The 21,720-nt window shown below is 71.5% G+C and carries 14 protein-coding genes; 3 read left to right on the top strand and 11 right to left on the bottom strand.

The features are described 5' to 3' along the window. Positions 1–71 precede the first annotated feature (71 nt). The 4 genes from RC2_RS06555 to RC2_RS06540 form a co-directional block, all read right to left on the bottom strand. A complete protein-coding gene (locus RC2_RS06555; protein WP_072681203.1) occupies positions 72–1,700 on the bottom strand; it encodes an HNH endonuclease signature motif containing protein in 1,629 nt (542 codons plus the stop codon). Positions 1,701–1,837: 137 nt separating this feature from the next. Further along, entirely contained in the window at positions 1,838–2,746 is a 909-nt protein-coding gene (locus RC2_RS06550) for a glycosyltransferase family 2 protein (RefSeq protein WP_068151888.1), read from the bottom strand. 71 nt (positions 2,747–2,817) lie between these two features. Then, positions 2,818–3,687 (bottom strand): glycosyltransferase family 2 protein, encoded by an 870-nt coding sequence (locus RC2_RS06545; protein ID WP_068151896.1) that lies wholly within the window; start codon positions 3,685–3,687, stop codon positions 2,818–2,820. A 92-nt stretch (positions 3,688–3,779) separates the two neighbouring features. Then, positions 3,780–4,658, bottom strand: a complete 879-nt coding sequence (locus RC2_RS06540) for a glycosyltransferase family 2 protein (RefSeq protein WP_072681324.1) — start codon at positions 4,656–4,658, stop codon at positions 3,780–3,782. Between the two features lie 120 nt (positions 4,659–4,778). Here RC2_RS06540 and RC2_RS06535 point away from each other — a divergent pair, with 120 nt between their 5' ends. Next, positions 4,779–5,699: a glycosyltransferase family 2 protein gene (locus RC2_RS06535; RefSeq protein WP_072681201.1), complete on the top strand. Its 921-nt coding sequence runs from the start codon at positions 4,779–4,781 to the stop codon at positions 5,697–5,699. A gap of 10 nt (positions 5,700–5,709) precedes the next feature. On the opposite strand, the gene RC2_RS06530 is transcribed toward RC2_RS06535, so the two are convergent. Then, complete coding sequence (locus RC2_RS06530; RefSeq protein WP_245811004.1) at positions 5,710–6,594, bottom strand: alpha/beta fold hydrolase; 885 nt, start codon at positions 6,592–6,594, stop codon at positions 5,710–5,712. Positions 6,595–6,808: 214 nt separating this feature from the next. Beyond that, the gene (locus tag RC2_RS06525; RefSeq protein ID WP_068151908.1) at positions 6,809–7,744 is read right to left on the bottom strand and encodes an esterase/lipase family protein; all 936 of its coding nucleotides are present in this window, start codon (positions 7,742–7,744) and stop codon (positions 6,809–6,811) included. A 137-nt stretch (positions 7,745–7,881) separates the two neighbouring features. On the opposite strand from RC2_RS06525, the gene RC2_RS06520 reads away from it, so the two are divergent. Further along, positions 7,882–8,883 carry a polysaccharide pyruvyl transferase family protein gene (locus RC2_RS06520; protein WP_068151965.1) on the top strand — a complete coding sequence of 334 codons (1,002 nt, stop codon included), beginning with the start codon at positions 7,882–7,884 and terminating at the stop codon, positions 8,881–8,883. A gap of 49 nt (positions 8,884–8,932) precedes the next feature. Here RC2_RS06520 and RC2_RS06515 read toward each other — a convergent pair whose 3' ends face one another. Then, positions 8,933–9,853 carry an esterase/lipase family protein gene (locus tag RC2_RS06515; RefSeq protein WP_068151909.1) on the bottom strand — a complete coding sequence of 307 codons (921 nt, stop codon included), beginning with the start codon at positions 9,851–9,853 and terminating at the stop codon, positions 8,933–8,935. 223 nt (positions 9,854–10,076) lie between these two features. Here RC2_RS06515 and RC2_RS06510 point away from each other — a divergent pair, with 223 nt between their 5' ends. After that, the gene (locus tag RC2_RS06510; RefSeq protein WP_072681199.1) at positions 10,077–17,354 is read left to right on the top strand and encodes a non-ribosomal peptide synthetase; all 7,278 of its coding nucleotides are present in this window, start codon (positions 10,077–10,079) and stop codon (positions 17,352–17,354) included. Here the strand turns inward: RC2_RS06510 and RC2_RS06505 are convergent. Genes RC2_RS06505 through RC2_RS06490 form a run of 4 tightly spaced genes read right to left on the bottom strand, consistent with a single transcriptional unit; the run spans position 17,340 to position 21,704 of the window. Then, positions 17,340–18,275 (bottom strand): AurF N-oxygenase family protein, encoded by a 936-nt coding sequence (locus RC2_RS06505; RefSeq protein ID WP_068151913.1) that lies wholly within the window; start codon positions 18,273–18,275, stop codon positions 17,340–17,342. The genes RC2_RS06510 and RC2_RS06505 overlap by 15 nt on opposite strands. Continuing rightward, positions 18,272–19,150, bottom strand: a complete 879-nt coding sequence (locus RC2_RS06500) for a prephenate dehydrogenase dimerization domain-containing protein (RefSeq protein ID WP_068151916.1) — start codon at positions 19,148–19,150, stop codon at positions 18,272–18,274. Before RC2_RS06500 ends, RC2_RS06505 begins: the two co-directional genes overlap by 4 nt. Then, entirely contained in the window at positions 19,147–21,330 is a 2,184-nt protein-coding gene (gene pabB, locus RC2_RS06495; protein ID WP_068151921.1) for an aminodeoxychorismate synthase component I, read from the bottom strand. The genes RC2_RS06500 and pabB overlap by 4 nt, the downstream gene beginning before the upstream one ends. After that, entirely contained in the window at positions 21,327–21,704 is a 378-nt protein-coding gene (locus RC2_RS06490) for a chorismate mutase (RefSeq protein ID WP_245811003.1), read from the bottom strand. The genes pabB and RC2_RS06490 overlap by 4 nt, the downstream gene beginning before the upstream one ends. Positions 21,705–21,720 lie beyond the last annotated feature (16 nt).

The following is a 21,720-nucleotide window of genomic DNA, read 5'->3' as shown; positions in this document are numbered from 1 at the left end:
AAGCGCACGACCAGCACCCCGAACCGCACTGCGGTTCGGGGTGCTCGTGCATGGGGGTCGGGCCCCGGCGGTCAGGGGCTGCCGGGTTCTCGGGGGTCGGGGTCGGGGTCGTGGAGGAGGTCGCCGGGGTGGAAGTGGTGGTTGACGCGGCCTTCTCTGGTGGGGTCGGCGAGGGCGGGTGGGTGCCAGAGGGTGCGGCCGGCCCAGCGGTGGCCGGGTGGGGCGATGGTGGTGGCCCAGCCGAGGGGTCCGGTGTGGATCTGGCGGTGGTGGCGGTCGCAGGCGTAGGTGAGGTACTCGATGTCGGTGGTGCCGCCGTGGGCCCAGTCGGTGACGTGGTGGACCTGGGTGCGGGTGGCGGGGGCGGTGCAGCCGGGGAAGGTGCAGCCGTGGTCGGTGGCGAACAGCGCGAGGCGTTGGTCTGTGCTGGCGGTGCGGCGGCTGCGGCCGAGGTGCAGGGGCCGATCGTTCAGGTCGGTGATGCACAGCCAGGTGTCGAGGTCGTCGGGGTGGTTGCCGGCGAGGGTGAGCAGGTCCGCGATGGGGAGGGCGGTGCCGCCGGCGGTGAGGGCGAGTCCGGCGCGGGCGGCGAGGTCGGCGACGGTGGTGGTGAGGATCAGGGAGATGGGCAGTCCGCGGTGGGTGGTGCCGAGGTCGCGGCGGGCGAGGGTGCGGGTGATGGCGGTGAAGACGGCGTCGTAGTCGCGTTGGGCGGCGGTGCGGGGATCACGCACCCGCTCCGCCGCCGCCGCAACAGTCTCGGCCTCAGCGCCGATCTCCCCGTCGCCGATCTCCCCGTCGCCGGTCTTCCCGTCGCCGGTCTTCCCGCCGCCGGTCGTCCTGTCGCCGGTCTTCCCGTCGCCGGACTTCCCGTCGCCGGTCTTCCCGTTGCCGGCGGCGTCAGCGCGAGTGCCGTCGCCGTTGCCGTTCTCCCCGTCGCCGCTGTCACCCACCTCGTTCTCGCTGTCACCGGCTCTGTCGCCGTTGCTGTCGAGGGTGACGCCGGGTTTGCCGAGGGTGTCGCGGACGAGTTCGAGGGTGGCGGCCCCCTCGGCGTCGCAGACGATGACGGCGGTGTACATACCGTGCCGGTCGGGGCCGGAGATGCGGAAGGAGCGGCGTCGGCGACGGTCGGCGGGGTCGGTGAGGGCGCCGTCGGCGTCGATCCATCCGGCGAGGCGGGTGGCGGCCCGGCGGAGGGTGGCGGGGGTGATCTGCCGGGCGAGGTCGGCCAGTTGCTCCTCGGCGCGGGCGCGGGTCTGCGCGTCGACGGCGGGGGAGAGCTCACGGAGGACGGTGTCGATGACGCTGGCGTGGGCGAGGGAGATGTCTCCGTCGCGGAGGGCGGCGGCGGTGCCGGGCATGCGGGCGGGAAGCGGGTCGCCGGTGAGGGTGGTCTGCTCGGTGAGCAGCATCGAGCGGCGCAGGCGGGTGCGGGCGTCGGAGAGGTCGATGTGCAGGAGGCCGGAGAGGGCGTCGGCGCAGGTGAGGCCGGTGTCGGTGAACGCTCCGGCCTGGACGGCGCGGTGCAGCCAGGTCTGGCCGAGGCCGGTGAGGACGCGGGTGGCGCGTTCGGAGTCGATGATGAGGGCGAGGAGGTCCTCGAGTCCGGTGGTGCGGGTGTCGAGGGCGGCGAGGTCGGCGATCGCCGCGTTCAGCGCGGCCCGCGCGGCCGTGACCGGTGAGACCGGTGCATCCACCGGTGTTGCTGCTGTGTGTGCGGGTCCGTTCCCGCCGCCCCCCGACGACATGACCCCACTGTAGATCGACCCACCGACAGAAATCGATCATACGTTCGAACCGCCGACACGCACGCAAGGCGGGCAGACGCCCGCGGTCAGGACGTCGCGGCCGAGCCGTTCGGGAGAGCTCGGCCGGATCGGTCCGACTGCAGCGGGGACACGCGGTCGCCCGACACGAGCAAGCGATGCAGTGTCCACCGCTTCGCGGTCGGGTCCCACGCTCCGTAGACGAACCAGAGCAGCACCGACCACACCGCGACCAGGGGCATGATCCGCCGTAGTCGCCGCGCCTGTTCCGGGTCGCCGGCGACCTCGTGAGTCCGGACGTTGGCCCAGTAGTACTTCATCGACTGCCACGGCGGCGACCCGATCCGGCGGGGGGAAATGTCCGTCATCATCGAGCTCGCGAGGATCAGTTGATAACCGTTCTTGCGGATCCACACGCCGAGCTCGCCGTCCTCGTGGATGTCGGTTCGCCCGCTGAGGCTGCCCCGTGCGGCTTCCCACGCCACACGTCGGATCATCGTGTTGTTGCCGCTGATGATCGTCGACGACACCGGAATGCGGTACTTCTCGAAGATCTTGCGTTCGGCCCGTCGCTGCAGTGGTGCGTCGTAGAAGACGGCCGGCCCGGTGACGCTGCCCATCTTCTCGTCGACGTCGGACTCGAGAAGGTCCAACCCGGCCGCACACCACTCGGGACGCAGGCGCGTATCGGCGTCGATGCGGGCGATGACGTCGGTGTCCACCGCGTCGAACCCGGTCGTACGGGCGTGGAGGACACCTCGTCGGGATTCCGTCATCAGCTCGATCCGGGGCGATCGTGCACGGTAGTCGCGCACGATGTCCGCGGTGCGGTCCGTCGAGGAGTTGTCGACGACGATGATGCGCTCGAAGGGGCGCGTCTGCGCCAATGCGTGGTCGAGACAGATTCCGATGGTCGCCTCCTCGTTGTACGCAGGGATCACGAGGGTGGCTGCGAGGCGGCGAGTGGATCGGGTCATGACTGTGAACAATACCAACCTGGCGGCTTCGTTCGGTGCGAGCCGCGAGGCGTGGGGGCGGACGGGACCGGTCAGCGTGCGGCGTCGTAGGGCAGCACGCGCTGGGGGTGCTTGGTTAACAGCTGCTTCAGCGAGTAGTGGCCGGTCACCGGGTTGTACGCGCGCGACGGCACCCAGAACAGCAGGTGCAGAACCCGCATCGAGCGCACCGCCGCCTTGGACTTCTCCGCCTCCTCGTGCATGCCGCGGGCCTCGTACGTCGCGGGCATGTACTCGACGAACTTCTTGTAGCTGGAGACGCTCGACAGCATTCGACGGCCCGACGCGCTGATGTCCATGCCCGGCACCAGGACGGACTTCTGGCCCGCCTCGGAGATGCAGAGCGTGATGTCGAGGTCGTCGAAGATGCCGGGGATGTCGAGCAGGTGGGGACGAATCAGCGCCCAGGTGCTGCGCCGCACGGCCATGTTCGCGCCGAACAGCGTGGGGACCTCCAGGGGGTCGTCGCCGGTGTTGCGAAAGCCGACGTCCAGGAAGAACTTGTGGACGCGCTGCAGCGGCATGTCGTACTGATCGAAGCGGCCGGTGCCGGCGCCGATGTCGTCGGCGGCGGTCGCGAAGAACTCGCGCACGGTGCGAGCCCACCCCGGCTTGGCTCGGGCATCGGCGTCGAGGCGGCCGATGATGTCACCGGTGGCGACGTCGAAGCCTGCATTGCGGGCCATGACGACGCCGGGCCGCGACTCCTCGACCACGCGCAGGACGGGCAGCTCCGACTCCAGGCGCGCGAGGATCTCTCCGGTGCGGTCGGTGCTGTTGTTGTTCACGACGATGATCTCGTGGAATTCGTCCAGCTGGTCTCGCACCGAGTCGATCAGATACTCGATGGTGTCTTCCTCGTTGAATGCGGGAATGACGAGGGAAAGCGTGGGCAAATCCATGGGCGGGATGTTACGTCATCGCGCAGCGGACGGCTGCTCGCGATTTCGGTGAAACCGGCGCGGAGTCGGTTCGAGACGCCGAAAACATTCGTTCACTCGTCGTTCGAGCGGAAAAGGTGGAGCACCTCGAACCGGGATGTCCGCGGATTCCACAGGCGAAAGGGAACCCACATGGCGAGATAGAACGGAATCGTCGCGGTGAGCAGTGTCACTATCGCTCGACGACGTTCCGCCGTTCGGCCGTGCATCGCGAACGTGCGCTGATCGCACCAGCTGTAGCGGAGGTAGGAGACCGGGCCGGACTTGAACCGTCGGCCGGAGATGAGGGCGCGAGCGTCCGGGACGACCGCGCAGCGGATGCCCGCCTCGGTGGCGCAGATCGTCAGATCGACGTCCTCGAAGATGTCCGTGCGCGTCGAGGTGTGGGGCCGAATCCGGTGCCACGCCTCGCGGGTCAACGCCATGTTGGAGCCGAACAACCGGGGAGCGTCGACGTCGTCACCCGCGGCGAGTTTCTCGTGCACGGTCCGGCACAGGGCGTCCTGAGCGGACCGGAACTTGTCCTGAAAGGGCAGGTCGTAGGCGGTGCATGTGCCGGACCCGGCCGCGTAGGTCTCGCCGTGGCGCGCGAAGAACTCCCGCGTCGCACTCGCCCATCCCGGCTCGACCCGCGCGTCCGCGTCGATCCGGGCGAGGATGTCACCGGTCGCGGCGTTCAAGCCGGTGTCACGGGCGTAGGGCAGTCCTTGGCGGGACTCGTGCAGGACGACGACGGGGTCTCGTCCGGTCGCGTCGGCGTGGGCGGCGGCGCGACTCTTCACTTTCGCGACGGTGTCGTCGTGCGAGTTGTTGTCGACGACGACGATTTCGTGAATGTCGTCGGACTGCGCCAGGAGCGCGTCGAGGCATGCCTCGATCACGGCCGACTCGTTGTAGGTCGGCACCACCACCGAGAGGGTCGGGTGCGTCATGGGAACCATTTAGTCGCAGCCGGCCGTGCGTGTCCAATCGACTCGGTCCGGTGTAGTACGAATGGATGTATTCGGTCGGAGAATTACGGTTCGTACCGAGTGGTTTGGTAAAATGCACGCGTGAGCGAGAACCACACTTCTACCCAAGATCGGCATCTGCCCTCCGTCTCGATCGTGGTTCCGGTATTCAACGGATTGCCGTTACTCGACGTTCAGATCGAGAGATTGACGTCACAGACGTACGCGGGTCCGCTCGAGATCGTCCTCAGTGACAACGGGTCGACCGACGGTGTGAACGAGCACGTCCGGCGGCGGTGGAGCGACAGTCCCGTACCGGTCCGCGTCATCGACAGTTCCGCGACGCGCGGCACCGGTGCCGCGCGCAATGCCGGAGTCGAGGCGGCGACGGGGGACATCATCGCGTTCACCGATCAGGACGACGCGGCGCGCCCGGAGTGGATCGACGAGCTCGTCGCCGCGTTCCGCGACTCCGACGCCGACGTGGTGTCCGGCACCGTCGCGGTGGACCGCATCAATTCTCCCGAGGTGGCCGGCTGGCGGCCGATGCCGGGTGCCGACGACGGGTGGCACGTCGAGGGCTACTTCGACACGGCGATCGGTACCAGTCTGGCCGTGACTCGGAAGGCGCACCAGGCCATCGGGGGTTTCGACGTCGACTACCTCGGCGGCGGAGAGGACAACGACTACGTGTGGCGCCTGCAGCACGCAGGGTTCCAGCTGGTGCATACGCCCGAGGCGGTCGTCGACTACCGACTCCGTGACACCTACAAGGGCCTGTGGAAGCAGATGGTCGCCTACGGTCGCGCGGACGTCCGCAACCACGTCAAACACAAGCCACTGGGATTCCGCGGATACAACTTCCCGCTGATGTTCCCGTACATCGTGGTGTCCCTGTCGCTCCGAAACCCGCTCCTCCCGCAGCGGATCACCAAGCTGTCCCGTGGGCGTTGGGTCTACTGCGTGGCCTACGAGTACGGGAAGATCCGGGGCAGCATCGAGAACCGTGTCTGGTGCATCTGATGCACTCCGCTCACGCGGAGTACCGAATGCGCAGGCGCTCACACGTTCGTTCGATCTCGGCCGCGACCAGTTCGGGCTCGGCCAACTGGATGTAGTGATCCCGCGACTGCGACGAGACGTGCCGTCCGTCGGTGACGGCGTCGACCGTCGCCTTGTGCGATTGAAAGATGAAATCACGGTCGAATTGCTCTGGAGTGCTGCTGCGCCTGGACGTGATCTCGGTGAGGGGAATGTCGGGCACGTGTGGTCCCGTCGCTTCCAGTGCGCGCATGCCGGCGATCATGTTCTGCCATTCCGAGCGCACCGCTCGGGCCGCGCCGACTCGACCGGATTCGGCGACGACCTCACACAGGGCAGTTCCCTGGAGCGCTCGGAAGTAGGTGCGACGGAGAGCCTGACCGAGCAGCCCGACGCGCGCCAACCACACCTGAGCGCCGTACAGGACCCCGGCGCCGCCCATCGCCCGGCGGAGGAGGTCGGCACCGGCGGCTTCGCTGACCTCGTCGACCAGCACGATCCCGACGACCTTGTCCGGTCGTTCGGCTGCGGCGCGTCGTGCGATCGGCCCACCGTAGCTGTGCCCGACGAGGACGCACGGGCCGGCGACCACGGTGTCGAGCACCCGCAGATGGTCGCGGAGCAGGGCCTCGAAAGTGCGCGGTGCGTCGGTGGCGTCGCTGCGGCCGAGACCGGCACGGTCGTAGACGACGGTCCGCGCGAATGCGGCGACCCGGGGCTGGACGAGCGCCCAGGTGGACCGTGACTTGCCCAGACCGGCCTCGAAGAGCACCGTCAGCGGGCCCTGACCGTCGGTACAGAAGTGGAGACGGCGCGGCTGCCGCTCGTCCGCTACGGACAGATGATCGGACGTACCCAACGCGCTTCGTTCGCTCACACCGACATCCCCGTCGCACTGTTCTCGGGTACCGACCACCGGCACGGCGTCTCTGCGCGGAACGGCCGTGTCCGGCGGCCGGTGCGGACCACTCGTGAGCAAGTCTATCGATGACGGCCTCGGTCCGACGTATCCGTCGAGGATCGAGGGGCAAGGCGCAGCTCGAGCGGCCACCGCGAGCGTGGTCCGGCAAGAACGCGCGCTTCTCGGGCTCCTACGAGCAGGCGACGGCCGGATCGACGACGTATGACGGGTCCAGCCCCCTCGACACGAGCGCGACGGCCGCCGGCTTCGACGTCAGACCCATGTGGCCGATCGCGGCGCCGGGGCACGTGTCCTGAACCCACTGGTTCGACACGGTCGCGCCGGGGCCCGGGGTGAGGAACGTGTTCTCGGGCGGCGTCGAGACGGTGTCGTCGCGGCTGGCCACCACGGTGTAGGTAATGCCCGGCATGGTGTCCCCACCCGCGTTGAGGACCTCGAGGAACGGCGAGCCCACCATCTGCTGAACGGCGGACGGGCCGACGGCGACCGCTGCCGCGTCCTGGACCGGGAAGCCGACGAGTTCGGCGATCTTGCCGATCAACTGCTTCTCGTCGTAGGTCGTGCCGTGGTTCGTGGCACCGAGGGTGACGAGCTTGTCCACCTTGTTGCGCGCCGGGTCCAGCACGTCGGCGCCGCCCTCGAACTTGAGGTACTGGCGCGCCATCGTGCCGCCCTGCGAGTGGCCGACGATGTCGACCTTCGCGGCGCCCGTGCGCTCACGGACGGCGTCGACGAACGCGGCGAGTTGTTTCGCGGAGTCACGGATGTCCGCGCCACCCCACATACGCAGCAGGTTGTCCGGCTCCAGCAGCGCCGGCTGACCGTAGTTCAGCGCGAACACGCAGTAGCCCTGTGCGCGCAGTTCGGGCGCCAACTCGGACCACGTGGCCCCGGCGTTGGACCAGGTTCCGTGCACCAGGACCACCGGGTTCGGGTGGCTCGGGCTGGGCACGCACGACGGGTCGTCGGCGCCGGGGACGTCCACGGCCGCGCCGGGGAGGGGCGCGGCGGGCGGGACGGGATCGGCGTGCGCCACGCCACCACCGAGGGCGATCGCGGATGCGACCGTGGCTGCGGCGAACAGTGAGCGGGCGCGACACGCCATGGTGATGAACTCCGTTTCGGGGGCACGGTGGGGTAGGGGGACGCGTCGATGTTACAGAAGTGACTGGTGTGGCCTCGATCACACGACCGGGACGCGGGTCAATGGTGGATCGCACGCGGCGGTCGTACGGTGCTTGCATGTGCGTCGGGGCACTGGAGGATCTGCGTGATGCAACGCGGGCGACGTTGGCGGACGTCGTCCGTCGCTCCCCTGTCGCCCTGCTTGACCACCCTCACTACTTCAACGCCGGTGACCACCTGATCTACTCGGGAACTCCGGCATACCTGAACGCCCTCGGCTGCTCGGTGGACCATGTCTGTGCACCCCACACCTACGACGCCGAGTTGCTGGAGCAGCTCGTACCGTCCGGCCCGATTCTGTTGCTGGGTGGCGGCAATTTCGGCGATCGCTGGCCCATGCACCAATGGTTTCGCGAGCGCGTCGTCGCCGACTTCCCGCACCGGCGCATCGTCCAGCTCCCGCAGTCCTTCGACTTCACGGACGCGGGAGCGCTCGCGGCGACGAGGTCGATCTACGAGGAACACCCGGACCTGACGGTGCTCGTCCGGGACCGGGAGGGCGCGGAGCGCACCGCAGAGGCCTTCCCGACCACCGCGGTGCGGTTCTGTCCCGATCTCGCCTTCGGGGCGACGGTCACCGCCCCGGCGGAGCCCGAGGTGGACATCGTCGTCCTCGCTCGCCGCGACGCCGAAGCCGTCGAGCGGCCGCCGGCGCTGCGTCCCGACGAGGAGCAGGTCGACTGGTCGCTCGGAGCGTCGGCCAACGCCCAGTGGTGGGCATCCGCCGCGATCGAGGCCGGCGTGTGGCGACTCCCGTGGTTACGTCGACGGGTCCACCCGATAGCGCGCGTCGTGATGGATCACCGCACCGCCATGAACCTCGACGCGGCGTGCGCGCGCCCGGGGCGCGGACGCGTGGTCGTGACCGACCGAATGCACGGCGGCGTTCTGGCCGCCCTGCTGGGACGCCCGGTGTTCCTGGTCGACAACGTCAACAAGAAGGTGTCCGCGATCGTCCGGGACTACCTGGGCACGCTCCCCGACGTCGAACTGGCCACCGATTTCGCCGACGCCATGGCGCGAGCGCGGAGTCGAGTCGGCCGGGGACGCGCGACCTGACGCACCACGCGTCGCAGGCCACGCCGACCCCCCCCGTCGGAGCCCCCGGTCAGTGCAGCTGTCCACGGTCCCCGGCATCGTCGAGCGCGTTCAGCACCACCTCGACGGCCGCGCGGTCGGTGGTCAACTCCATGTGCCCGGCCGTGGAGCCGGGCGCGACGTCCTGCAACCAGAGATTGGTCACGACGGCGCCCTCCCCGGCCTCGAGGAAGGTGGCCTTGGGGGGCGTCGACACCGTGTCGAACCTGGTCGCCAGGACGGTGTAGCGCACGCCGGGGACGGTGTCGCCGTGCTCGTTCAGGGCCGCGATGAACGGCGAGCCGAACAGTTGCTGCGCGTACGACGGGCCCACCGTCGCGTCGGTCGTCCCGACCACGGGGAAGCCGAGTTTCTCGGCGACGGCACCGACGATCTGCTTGTTGCCGTAGGTGGTGCCGTGGTTGGTGGCGCCGAGCGTGACCAGGGAGCGGACCCGGTTCCGCGACGGGTCGTTGGCGTTCGATCCACCGTTGAACTTGAGGTACTGGTGGGCGACGGTGCCGCCCTGGGAGTGGCCGACCAGGTCGACGGTGTCGGACCCGGTGACCGCGACGACGCGCTCGACGAATCCGGCGAGCTCGCGGGCCGATTCGGCGATGTCGGCGCCGCCGACCATGTTGAAGACATTGGTGGTGTCGTAGCCGCGGCGGTGGCCGTAGTCCAGCGCGAAGACCGGGTACCCGCGCTTGACCAGGGCGGGCGCCATGGTGTGCCACGTGTCGTAGGCGCTGCACCACGTGCCGTGCACCAGCACCACCGGACGACGACGGACGGAGCGCCGTCGGAAATCGTTGACTCCGGGGATGTCGTCGACACGACGGGGCTGCGACCGCGCGTGCCGGATGGTTCCGATCATGGCCCCGACGGCCGCCGCCAGTACTGCGACGGGGGACTTCCCCGACCCGTTGTCGGGCGTGGGTGTGGACGTCATCGGTGCGTCGGCTCCTGGTTCGCGGATCGGGTGGGACGAGAGACCGACTGGTCTCGATCGCCCCTCGGCGACTTCACAGACTACCGCTGCCGACTGTGAACGTGGTGAGAGCTCACGACGACTCGGCGGGCGGAGCGTGTGGTCCGCACTACTGTGGGGGACGTCGAGACCGTGGGGGACGTCCTCGAGCGGGGAGCGACTCGGCAGGAAGGGGCGTGCGCCGGTGACACCACGCGACCTGACGGCCGTCGTGGCCCGCACGGCTCGCCTGTTCCCCGACGCCCCGGTGTTCTCCGACCGACCCGACGGCCTGCGATTCGACGCCCTCGCCGCGACCGCGACGGGCCTGCGTGCGGCCGTCCCCGCCTTCGCCGCCGCACCCGACGGCGCGATCGTCGCGGCCGTGACCGCGTCCGCACCGGCCGACGCCGCGCGGCACGGGACCGACCTGCCGGACGTCGTTCGCGCGTCGGCGGCCCGCGAGGGCACCGTGGTCGCGGCGCTGCGGCGGGTGGTCCGCCACCATCCCGATCGCCTCGCCGTGCGGGACGGTTCGGTCGCGTTGACCTACGCGGACCTGTGGACGCGCGCGACGGACCGGGCGGCGACGGTCCCGCGGGAGCCCGTCGTCGCGCCGGCCGCGGAGGGCGTCGACGCCGCGGTGGACGCGGTGGCCGCGCTGGTGGCGGGAGCGTGTCTGGTGGCGGGCGGCCCGGCGGATCTCGTCCGGCCGGGGGACACGGCTGCGGCGCGCGTCGTGCTGGCCGTGGCCGACGACGACGACGGCGCGTTCCTGTTCGACGACGCCGCGCTGGTGGCGGGATGCCGGTCGGTGTGGGGCGACGTCGACGGCCCGGTCCTGTGGTGGCACGCGGCCGACCGCGTGTGGGGTCCGCTCGAGTTCTGGGGTGCGCTCCTGCTGGGCCTCGGTCTGGTGGTGGCAGACCGGAGCGTGCCGGCGGCGGAGCAGATCGCCCGCGACGGCGTGCGCACCGTCGCCGCCACGGTCCACCAGCGTCCCGACCTGGACACGTGCGACGCGGTGGTGCTCACCGACGGCCCCGCGTCCGCGACGGACCGACTGCGACCGATCGTGACCGCCCCGGGCGTGTTCGGCGCCGCGAGCGCGGAGGCGCTGGTGCTCGACCGGCGGCTGCGGCGGGTGCCGGCCGGTGTGGTGGGGGACCTCTACGTGCCCGGCGACGCCGTCGCCTCGTCCGCGGCGTCCACAGCGTCCGCGTCGCTCACGGCGCTGCGGCTCGTCGCCGCGGCGGGCGGTGACCGCGTGCTGCGCACGGGCGTGCGCGCGACGGTCGACCGGTCCGGCGCCGTGAGCGTCGTCGGCGACGGTGGCGCGCTCCGCCGCGGCGTCCGCGTGTCCGTCGCCGACACGGCGAACCGGGTGCGGGAGCTGGACGGGGTGACCGACGCCCACGTCGTCCTCCGCGACGATCCCGCGTCGGGTCCGGTGCTGGTGGCATACCTGCGCTCGGCCGGAACGCAGCCCGACGACGCCCTGCGGGCCGCCGCCCGCGACGGACTACCGGACTACGCCCGCCCCGATGTCACGGTGGTGCTGCCCTCGATGCCGCTCGGACCGGACGGGCGGGTCGACGAGGCGCGGCTCCCGGAGGTCGACGTCGGCCTCTCGCCGACGGCCGACGACGTTCCGGACGCACGGTCGACGACGGTTGACCTGGTGCAGTCGGTGTTCGCCGACCTGCTCGGCACCCCGACGGTCGGCTACGACAGCAGCTTCTTCGACCTGGGCGGGTCGTCTCTGGTGGCGACGAAGGCGGTGGCCCGGCTGAACGCGGCCGGACTCGGGCGCCTGCGGGTGGCGGACATCTTCGACGCCCCCACCCCGCGCACGCTGGCGCATCGACTGGACGCCGCCCGGAACCGCGACGCCTCCGAAGACTCCGACGCCTCCGACGCCGCTCTGCCGCGTTTCGACGACATCGTGGGAACCCCGCGGCCGCAGCGGCTTCCGCTCGCTCCGGCGCAGGTGCGGTTGTGGGTTCTCGCGCGGCTCGACCCGACGTCGTCGGCGTACACGGTGCCGCTGGTGCTGCGGTTGAGCGGAGAGCTCGACGTCGCCGCGCTCGGTGACTCCCTGACGGATCTGGCGGCGCGTCACGAGAGTCTGCGCGCCCGCTTTCCCGAGGACGACGACGGCCCGTACGTCGACGTGCTCGAGGTGGACGACGTGGTCGACGGCGCCGCGCCGCTGCTCCGGCCCCGCGCGGTGTCCCCGGACGCGGTCACGGAGGAGATCACCCGGGTGGTGGCCGAGCCCGTCGACGTCACCCGCGAACCGCCGTATCGCACTGCGCTGCTGCGTGTCTCGCCCACCGAGCACGTTCTGGTCGTGTGCCTGCACCACCTCGTGGTGGACGGTGAGTCGCTGCCGCCCCTGGTGACGGACCTGGTCACCGCGTACGCCGCCCGCTCGCGGGGCGCGGCGCCCGTCTGGGCCGACCGTCCCGCCGCCTACACCGACTACGCGCGGTGGCAGCGCGCTCTGCTCGGCACCCCGGACGCGCCGACGCCCTACGCGACGGCCCAACTGCAGCACTGGGATCGGGCCCTGGACGGGTTGCCGGACTCGCTGACCCTGCCCGTCGACCGACTGCCCAGCGAACGTCCCGGCGCCCCGGTCGCCGGGGAGGTGCGTGCGGCACTTCCCGCCGACCGGCATCGCGAACTCGACGCCTTCGCACGACGATTCGGGGTCAGCGAGCACATGGTGCTCCTCGCCGCGCACGCCGTCGGCATCGGCCGGTGGGCCGGCGTCTCGGACCTCGCCGTCGGCGTGGCGACGGCGGGACGGACGGACCCGGCGCTGACGACGGTGGTCGGCATGTTCGTCGGCACCGTCGCCGTGCGGGTGCGCGTCGATCCGTCGGACTCCTTCGCGGACGTCGTTCGGCGGGTACGCGACACGACGCTCGCCGCGTACGACGCGGCCGACGTGCCGTTCGACTGGGTCGCCGGGCGACTCGGCCGGACGGACTCCCCGCTCTACCGCGTCGGGTTCGCCTACCGCGCCGCATCGTCGGCCGTCGACGTCGCGCTCCCAGGATTGCGCGTCTCGGTCGTCGACGCCGACGTCCTGGCGCCGAAGGACGACGTGCTGCTGACCGCGGAGGCCGCGACGGACGAGGCCGGTCGTCCGGCGGGGATCGCCCTGTCGATGGTGTACTCGGCGGCCGTGTTCGACGCGCCGACGGTCGCGTCGGCGTTGTCGGTGGTGCAGCGGGTGCTCGAGGAGGGAATCGCGCGCCCGGAGACCTCCGTCGCCGACCTCGACGTCCTCGGGCCGGACGGGCGGCGCCGCCTGATCGCGTCGCTGCGCGGGGCCATGGCCGTCGGCACCGGGGTCCTGCCCGACCTGTTGATCGACGCCGCCGCCCGCCACGCCGACCGTCCGGCCGTCACCGACGGGGCGGTCACCCTCACCTACCGCGAACTCGCCGACCGCGCGACGCGCCTCGCCCGGACGCTGATCGCGCAGGGCGCGGGCCCGGAAACCGTGGTGGCCGTGTCCTTTCCGCGGTCCGTGGAGATGGTGGTCGCGGTCTGGGCCGTCGCGGCGAGCGGCGCCGCGTACCTGCCGCTCGACGCCTCGTACCCCGCGGCGCGCCTGGCGTTCATGGTCGCCGATTCCGGGGTGCGCCTCGGTCTCTGCTCTGCGGAGCGACGGGCGGGACTGCCGGATGCCGTGGACTGGACGGCCTTCGACATCGGGTCGGGGTCGGACCCGGTGTCGGCTGCGGAGCCGGCCCCGGTCACCGACGCCGAGCGCCGCGGCACCGTCCGCCCCGACTCCGCCGCGTACGTCATCTACACGTCGGGGTCCACCGGGACACCGAAGGGTGTGGTCGTGACCCACGCCGGGCTGTCGGGTCTGGCCGCGGAGACCCGGATCCGGTTCGCGACCCGGGTGGGCTCGCGGCCGGCGCAGACGGCGTCGCCCAGCTTCGACCCGTACGTCATGGACATGCTGCTGTTCGCGCTCGGCGGCGCCGTCCTGGTGGTGGTGCCGCCGGACGTCGTCGGCGGTGACGAGATGACGGATCTGCTGGCCGCGCAGCGGGTCACGCACCTGTCGACCACGCCGGGTCTGCTGGCGACGCTGGACCCGGATCGTCTGCCGACGCTCGAGATGGTGTCGGTGGGCGGGGAGCCGCTGTCGCCCGGGGTCCGCGACGCGTGGGCGCCGCGGCTGCGGCTGGTCAACGCCTACGGCCCCACGGAGGCGACGGTCGCGAGCCACTTCTCGGAACCGGTGCGGCCGGGGGCCACCGTCACGGTGGGTCGGGCGATCACGGGAATGGGGGCGGCGATCCTCGACGAGCGGTTGCAGCCCGTGCCGCTGGGGTCGGTCGGCGAGCTGTACCTCCTCGGCCGTGGTCTGGCCCGCGGCTACCACGGCCGGCCCGGGCTGACCGCAACGCGCTTCGTCCCGAACCCGTTCGACGGCAGCGGGTCTCGGCTCTACCGCACGGGTGACCTGGTGCGCGCCGTGGTGGCGACGGACGACGCCGCCCCCGTACTGCGGTACGTCGGACGGGCGGACACCCAGGTCAAGGTGCGCGGTATCCGGGTCGAACCGAGCGAGGTCGACGCCGTCCTGGTCCAGCGGCACGGGGTCGACGCGGCGGTGACGGTGCCCCGGACGACGCCGGCGGGGGACACGGTGCTGGTCAGCTACGTCGTCCAGCGCGGCGAGCGTACCCCCGACCATCTCCGCACCCTGCTCGCCGCCGATCTTCCGGCCGCGCTGGTGCCGTCGGCCGTGGTGGTGCTCGACCGCCTGCCGCTGACGCCGAACGGCAAGATCGACACGGCCGCACTGCCCGCGCCGGATTCGACCCCGGCACAACCGATTCAGGGTCGCGCGGCGAGCAGCGACGCCGAACGCGCGGTCCTCGCCGCGTTCGCCGCGGTGACCACGGGGGTCGAACTCGGCGCGGACGACGACTTCTTCCGACACGGCGGCGACTCGCTGGGTGCCACCCGCGTCGCCTCGCGGTTGGGGCGCGAGTTCGGTCGACGGGTGCCTGTGCGGGCCGTCTTCGACCGACCGACGGCCGCCGCGCTCGCGGCGTATCTGACCGACCCGGCGACCGATCCCGAGTCCGGCTCGGCCGTCGAGAACGCCGGGGCCGGCGCGGTTCTCGCGCCGGGCTCGCTGCCCCGCCCGGACCGTCCGCCCCTGTCCTACGCCCAGGCGCGCATGTGGTTCGCCAACCGGTTCGACACCACCGGGTCGTCGTCGACGGGACCGGCCACGGCGTACAACGTGCCCCTGGTGACGCGCATGAGCGGCCCGGTGGACGTCGCGGCGCTGGCGGCGGCCGTGCGGGACGTCGTCGCCCGGCACGAGGTATTGCGCACCCGCTATCCCGATTCCGACGACGGGCCCTTCCAGGAGGTGCTGCCCCCGGAATCGGTACCCGTGGCTCTCGAGCCGGTTCCGGTGACCGACGATCCGACGTCGGCGGTCGCGGCGTTCGTCGGAACGCGGTTCGACGTGACTGCCGCGCCGCCGGTCGCCGTCCGGTTGTGGCGCCTCGGTGCGCGCGACTCCGCCGACCCCGCCGCCGCCGACACTGCCACCGGCACCGAGTACCTGTTCGCCCTCGTCGTACACCACGTCGCCCTCGACGGGGAATCGATGCAGCCGCTGGTGCGAGATCTGCTGCAGGCGTACGCCGCCCGGGTCGCCGGTACCGCGCCCGCCTTCGCTCCGCTGCCGGTGCAGTACGCGGACGTCGCCGTGTGGCAGCGTGCGCGGCTGGGTGACGACGCCGACCCCGGAAGCGAGGCCGCCGCACACGTGCGGTTCTGGCGGGACGCACTGGCCGGCGCGCCGGAGTCGCCGATCCTGCCCACGGACCGGCCGCGTCCGCCGGTGGCGTCCCTGCGGGCGGCGACGGTGCCCGTTGTCTTCGACGCGGAGACGACCGGCGGCGTGCAGCGCGTCGCCGCCGCGACCGGCGCCACCCCGTTCATGGTGGTCCACGCCGCGCTGGCGGTGTTCCTCGCGCGCTGGTCACGCGAGAACGACATCGTGATCGGCACACCCGTCGCGGGCCGCGGCGACGCGCTGCTCGACGACGTCGTGGGCATGTTCGTCGGTACCGTCGTGCTGCGCACCCGGGTCGACGGGCGTCGGTCGTTCGAGGACGTGGTGCGCGCCGTGCGCAGCGCCGACCTCGACGCGTTCGGGCACGCGGACCTGCCCTTCGAGCGGGTGGTCGACGCGCTGGATCCGGTGCGGTCCACGGCGCACCATCCGGTGTTCCAGATCATGCTCTCCTACCAGAACCTCACGCGCCCGTCGGCGGTCGTGGAGGGCGTCGAGATCGCCCCTCTCGACGTCGATCCCAAAACGTCGCAGTACGACCTGCATCTCGTCGTGGCCGACGGTGCCGAGAACGCGGGGGCGGCCGACGGCATGGCGGCGGCCCTGACCTACGCGACCGATCTGTTCGACGAGGCGACGGCCCGCGCGTGGGCGCGGTCCCTCCCGATCCTGCTCGCCGCCCTGGTCGCCGATCCCGCGCGGCCGGTGGGCGACGCCCCGCTGATGGAGCCGGCCGAGGAAGCAGCACTGCTCGCCGTCGGCGCCCCGTCCGCGGCGCCGCCGCTCACTCTCACCGACCTGCTGACAGCGTCGTACCGGGCGCACGCGGACCGGGTGGCCGTCGTCGACGGGGACACCGAACTCACGTACGCCGCACTCGGGGAACGTGTTCGGGCTCGTCGGGACCGGCTGATCGCGGACGGAGTGGGGCCCGAGTCGGTGGTCGCGGTCCGCGCCGAGCGCAGCGTCGACTTCCTGGTCGAGGTGCAGGCGATCGTGTCCGCCGGGGCGGCGTATCTGCCGGTCGACCCGTCGTGGCCCGAGGACCGACGCGCCCGGGTGCGGGCCGCCGAACGTCGGTGCGGCGCCGGGGCGTCCGTCGCGCCCGGCCATCCGGCCTACGTCCTGTTCACCTCCGGCTCGACCGGCGCGCCGAAGGGCGTCGTCGTGCCGCAGGGTGCCGTCGCGTCACAGCTGCTGTGGTTGCACTCCGCGGTGCCGTCGGTCCCCGAGGCGGTCATGCTGTGGCGCACCCGCGTGACGTTCGACCTCTCGGTCTGGGAGCTGTGGTGGCCGATGATCGGCGGCGCGACATTGGTGGTCGGGCCGCCGGACTGCGACCGCGACCCGGCGATCCTGGCCGACACCCTGCGCCGCCACCGGGTCACGACGGTGACGTTCGTGCCGTCGCCCCTCGCGTCGTTCCTCGCACACGATCCGTCCGGCGTCGCCGACGCGATGGGATCGGTGCGCGACATCCTGTGCATCGGCGAGGCCCTGCCCGCCGCGCTGGTCGACGCCGTTCGCGCGACCACCGGGCCGAACGGTCCGACGGTGCACAATCTCTACGGGCCCACGGAGGCGACGGTGTCCGTCACCCACCACCGTGTGTCAGCAGGTCGCTAACTTCCGGCGGAGCTTCTCGATGCCGGAGTAGTCCTGCAGCAACGGCTCTCGCGTGGCGTCCGCGGCGACCTCGCGCAGCATCCGGTCGCGCTCCGGCACGTCCTCGAGCTCGAGGATGCGCTCCCAGGTGGTCATGTCGTTGGCGGAGAACGCCTCCATCGCGCGATCCAGACTCGCCTGGAAGAACGCCCGATCCCGCTCGGACAGACGGCGATACACCACCACGGCCATCTCGTCGGCGATCGACGCGTGACAGTGCTCGTCGCGCTCGTGCAGTGCGACCGTCGCCCGGTTGACCGGTTGGATGTCGGGGCCGTCCTCGATGAGCGCGAGGTACGAGGTGATCGAGATCTCGGCGACGGTGGTGTAGGCGAGCCCGATCAGCGCGGCGTCGTGCTCGGACTCCGCGGCGGCGAGCTCGGCCCGCAGCCGGCGAACGGTGGTGGGCGCGGGGAGGTCCCGATCCGCCAGGGCGAGTCCGCGTTCGCTCCGGGTCAGCGCACTGGCCTGCAGGTGCATGAGGGTGTGGTACTGCTCGTCCACCATCGCCTGGGTCACCGCGACGGCCAGGGAATCGCCCATGCCGGTGTCGAACACGTCGCGGGCGAGCAGGGCGAAGCCGGGATTGACGACGTGCTGCTCGACGTCCATCACGTTCTTGTTGAACGCGATCCACGCCGCGGCCCGGATGCGGTGCCGCTGCTGCTCGTCGAGCGCGAGGTAGATCGGATGACGACCGAACGGCACCAGCGCATCGGGGTAGTCGTGCTTGTCCGGGTCGAAGAGACCGGTCCAGTCGGGATCGGCCTTCTTGACCGCGGCGCGACGACTCCAGTTGCCGCGCAGGCGATCCACGACGGCGCTCTCGACGGGGGTGCGCGGCTCCAGGGACGGTTCCGCATCGAACGAGGTGGCGGTCACTGCAGCTCCTCCTGGTCGGATTCGGGGCGGTCGGTGGACCGCAGCCGGGCGAAGAGGTCCGCGCACCGCGCGGACGCGGGCGCGAGTTCGGGGCCGAGTGCGGCCCGAGCGGTGGCGAGCAGGGCGGTGAACTCGGCGACGTCGGCGCAGGACGAGTCGACCGTCGCCACGGCGCGTCCGAGCGCGGCCCTCGCGGACGCGGCGAACGGGTTGCCCTGTTGCACATCGGCATACACCTCGGGGGTGCCCGTCGCCACGCGGGCGAGCAGGGCGGTGGCCGTCGCGAAGGGCGGGGGTCCCAACGCCGCGGCGACCGCGGGGTCGACCCCGAGATCCTTCAGTGCGATTCCGAACGCCAGGACGGTCGCGTGGGTCAGCGCCTGCGTCGACGCGACCACGCGGTCGTGCTCGGATGCCGAGATCCGGACCACCGGCCCGCGAGCGGCGACGACGCCCAGGACGAACTCGACGTCCGGTCCCTCGCGGTGGACGACGGCGGCGGTGGGACGCCCGTCCATGCCGAGTGACGGCGCGTACATCGGATTCAGACCGACGGCGGCGGCGAGCGAGGACCGGGCGACGGAGTCGGCCATCGCCGTCTTGACCGAGAGCGTGTCGACGACGGTGGCGGTCGGCGCGAGCGCCTCCAGCACCGGCACGGTGGCCAGCGCCACGGACTCCGGAACCGCGAGGATCACGACGTCGGCGGCGCCGAGCAGGTCGGCCGCCGCGTCGTCGGGGTGCAGGACGTCGCTGCCCGCGTCGTCGGTCGCCGGATCGAGGACGGACACGCCGCAACCGGCGGCGGCGAATGCCTCCGCGTAGAGAGCGCCGACCGCACCGGCACCCCCGACCACCAGGACCGTCGGGGTCATGTTCGGTGCTGCCGACCGACCACGGACCGGCGCCGCCGCGGGAGCACCGGACGATGAGCGGGGCTCGGCACCGCGGCGTGAATCGGTGCGAAGGCGAGGGCGCGGGCCATGGTGGCCGCCTTGACCAGGGTCTCCTCGAATTCCTCCTCCGGATCGGACAGCGCCGTGATCGCTCCTCCGATACCGAATCGGGCGCCGTTCGCCGTCGACACCAGGGTGCGAATGACGATGGACAGGTCCGCCGTGCCGTTGAGCGACAGGTAGCCGATGCTGCCCGAGTACACCCCGCGCGGCCCGGCCTCGAGGCGATCGATGATCTGCATCGTGCGCACCTTGGGCGCCCCCGTCATGGATCCTCCGGGGAACATCGCGCGCACGCAGTCCACCGCCGTGGCGTCGGTGAGAGTGCCGCGCACGGTCGAGACCATCTGATGCACCGAGGCGTAGCTCTCGATGCCGAACAGCACCGGCACGTGCACCGATCCCGTCGCGCAGACTCGCGCGAGGTCGTTGCGGACGAGGTCGACGATCATGAGATTCTCGGCACGATCCTTCTCCGAGGAGATCAGATCCTCGCGCAGGGCTGCGTCCGCACCCGCCGTCGCCCCGCGAGGCCTGGTGCCCTTGATCGGCTTCGACTCGACGACACCCGCGCGGTCGATCCGCAGGAACCGCTCCGGCGACGTGCTCACCACGGAGAGCCCGTCGAACTCGAGCAGCGCGCCGTACGGCACCGGGGAGATGGTGCGGAGGTGGTCGAACGTCGAGACCGGGTCGACGGTCACGGGGGATCGCGCGACGTTGGTCAGGCAGACCTCGTAGGTCTCGCCGGCGGCGATCTCGCTCTGGCAGGCCGCCACGAGCTCGACGTACGACGCGTGATCGTGGCGGAGATCGAGTCCGGCGTCGGTCGGGTGCGTGGCGATCGGCATCGGCTCCGCGCCGCCACCCGCGCACGGCAGCCGTCGCAGCGTGGCTTCGGTGTCGTCGAGCCACCGTTCCGACATCGCCCGAACGGTGTCGGACCCGTCGGTCAACGCCAGCACGTAGGCCCGACGGCCGTCGTGATCGAGAACGACCGCCCGGTCGGCGAAGATCAGGGCCGCGTCCGGATCGGGGGACGAGTGCACGGCGTCCCCGCCCGTCTCCGCCTTCAGCTCGTACCCGAGGTACCCGACGTAGCCGAGACGGAAGTCGAACGGCAGGTCACCGTTCTTGTCGTCACCGTTCTCGCCGGCACCGTCCCGCGGGACTGCGCGTTCGCGCAGCGACGCGTCGAGGTAGTCGAAGAACGGCGTGCGTCGCGATCGTGTCCGACCGTCGCTCGAGCGGACCGTGACGGTCGTCGTGTCGACGTCGTAGGTGACGTACTCGGCCAGCGGTCCGCGACAGTCGCCGAGAATCGTGACACGCGCGTCGGGTTCGACGCTGCCGTCGAGCCAGAAGCGGCCGTGGTCGCCGCCGGTGACGGCGTCGTACACCGCCCGAGGGTCCGCATCGACACCCACCTCGCGCACCAGGACGTCGTAGCGGGTCGCGGTGGAGCCGACGGCGTCGTCGGTCGGGACCCCGGTCTCGAGCGGACGTTCCGCCGACCGGGGCCGGGCGGCGCGCGCGAGATCGAGGAAGTTGGCGATCAGGCGGTGTCCGCCGGCGGATTCGATCGACTCCGGGTGGAACTGCACGCCCCACCGGGGGAGGGTGGTGTGCTCGATCGCCATCGGAACACCGTCGTCCGTCCACGCCGTGACCGTCAGCTCGTCCGGCAGGTTCTCGACCACCAGGGAGTGGTAGCGCACCACGGACAGCGGCTGGTCGAGTCCGGCGAACAGGCCGGTGTCGGTGTGCCGGATGCGGGACAGACGCCCGTGCATCGGTTCGGCCGCGCGCACCACACGGGCGCCGTGCGCCGCGGCAATGCCCTGGTGACCGAGGCAGACGCCCAGCACGGGGATCGTCGTCTCGTCGAGGATGCGCGCGCACACGCCGAAGTCGGCAGGATTCTGCGGATTCCCCGGTCCGGGGGAGAGGACGACGGCGTCGTACGAGTCGAGGTCGAGTGCGTCGAACGCGACGTCGTTGCGGACGACCACCGGACGGTCACCGGTCACGGCCGCCAGCAGCTCGGCCAGGTTGTAGGTGAACGAGTCGATGTTGTCGACCAGGAGAACGCGCGTCACGACGGGGTCCGGTCGTCGGTACCGGTCCGGCCGTCCGCGGCGACGAGGCGGTCCTCCACCCGGCAGGTCTCGGCGATGATCGACCGATAGACGGCGTCGAGGTAGTCGGGGTCGATGTCGTGGCGCTCGGCGTACGCACGGGCACCGCGGGTGACCTGGTCGACGCGGGCGGGTTGCATCACGGGGATGTCGTGGTCGCGCTTGAGTCGACCCACTTCCTCGCACACGCGCAGACGGTCGCGCAGGGCGTCACGCACCCGGGTGTCGATACGATCCAGGTCGGCGCGCAGGGCGGCCAGCCGATCCTGCGGATCCACGGCGTCGCCCGTTGTCGTGCCGTGTCCGGTTCCGGGCACTGTGCGTCGATCGGTCACGGTGCATCACCCACTT

Source organism: Rhodococcoides corynebacterioides NBRC 14404, assembly GCF_001894765.1.
Lineage (GTDB): Bacteria > Actinomycetota > Actinomycetes > Mycobacteriales > Mycobacteriaceae > Rhodococcoides > Rhodococcoides corynebacterioides.
Note: the sequence above shows the minus strand (reverse complement) of the source record. Positions and strands in the feature narration are given on the sequence as shown.

Bases quoted from the DNA above. Each gene is read 5' to 3' on its own strand.
- RC2_RS06550 (WP_068151888.1), bottom strand. From the start codon at position 2,746: ATGACCCGATCCACTCGCCGCCTCGCAGCCACCCTCGTGATCCCTGCG.
- RC2_RS06545 (WP_068151896.1), bottom strand. From the start codon at position 3,687: ATGGATTTGCCCACGCTTTCCCTCGTCATTCCCGCATTCAACGAGGAA.
- RC2_RS06540 (WP_072681324.1), bottom strand. From the start codon at position 4,658: ATGACGCACCCGACCCTCTCGGTGGTGGTGCCGACCTACAACGAGTCG.
- RC2_RS06525 (WP_068151908.1), bottom strand. From the start codon at position 7,744: ATGGCGTGTCGCGCCCGCTCACTGTTCGCCGCAGCCACGGTCGCATCC.
- RC2_RS06520 (WP_068151965.1), top strand. From the start codon at position 7,882: ATGTGCGTCGGGGCACTGGAGGATCTGCGTGATGCAACGCGGGCGACG.
- RC2_RS06515 (WP_068151909.1), bottom strand. From the start codon at position 9,853: ATGACGTCCACACCCACGCCCGACAACGGGTCGGGGAAGTCCCCCGTC.
- RC2_RS06500 (WP_068151916.1), bottom strand. From the start codon at position 19,150: ATGACCCCGACGGTCCTGGTGGTCGGGGGTGCCGGTGCGGTCGGCGCT.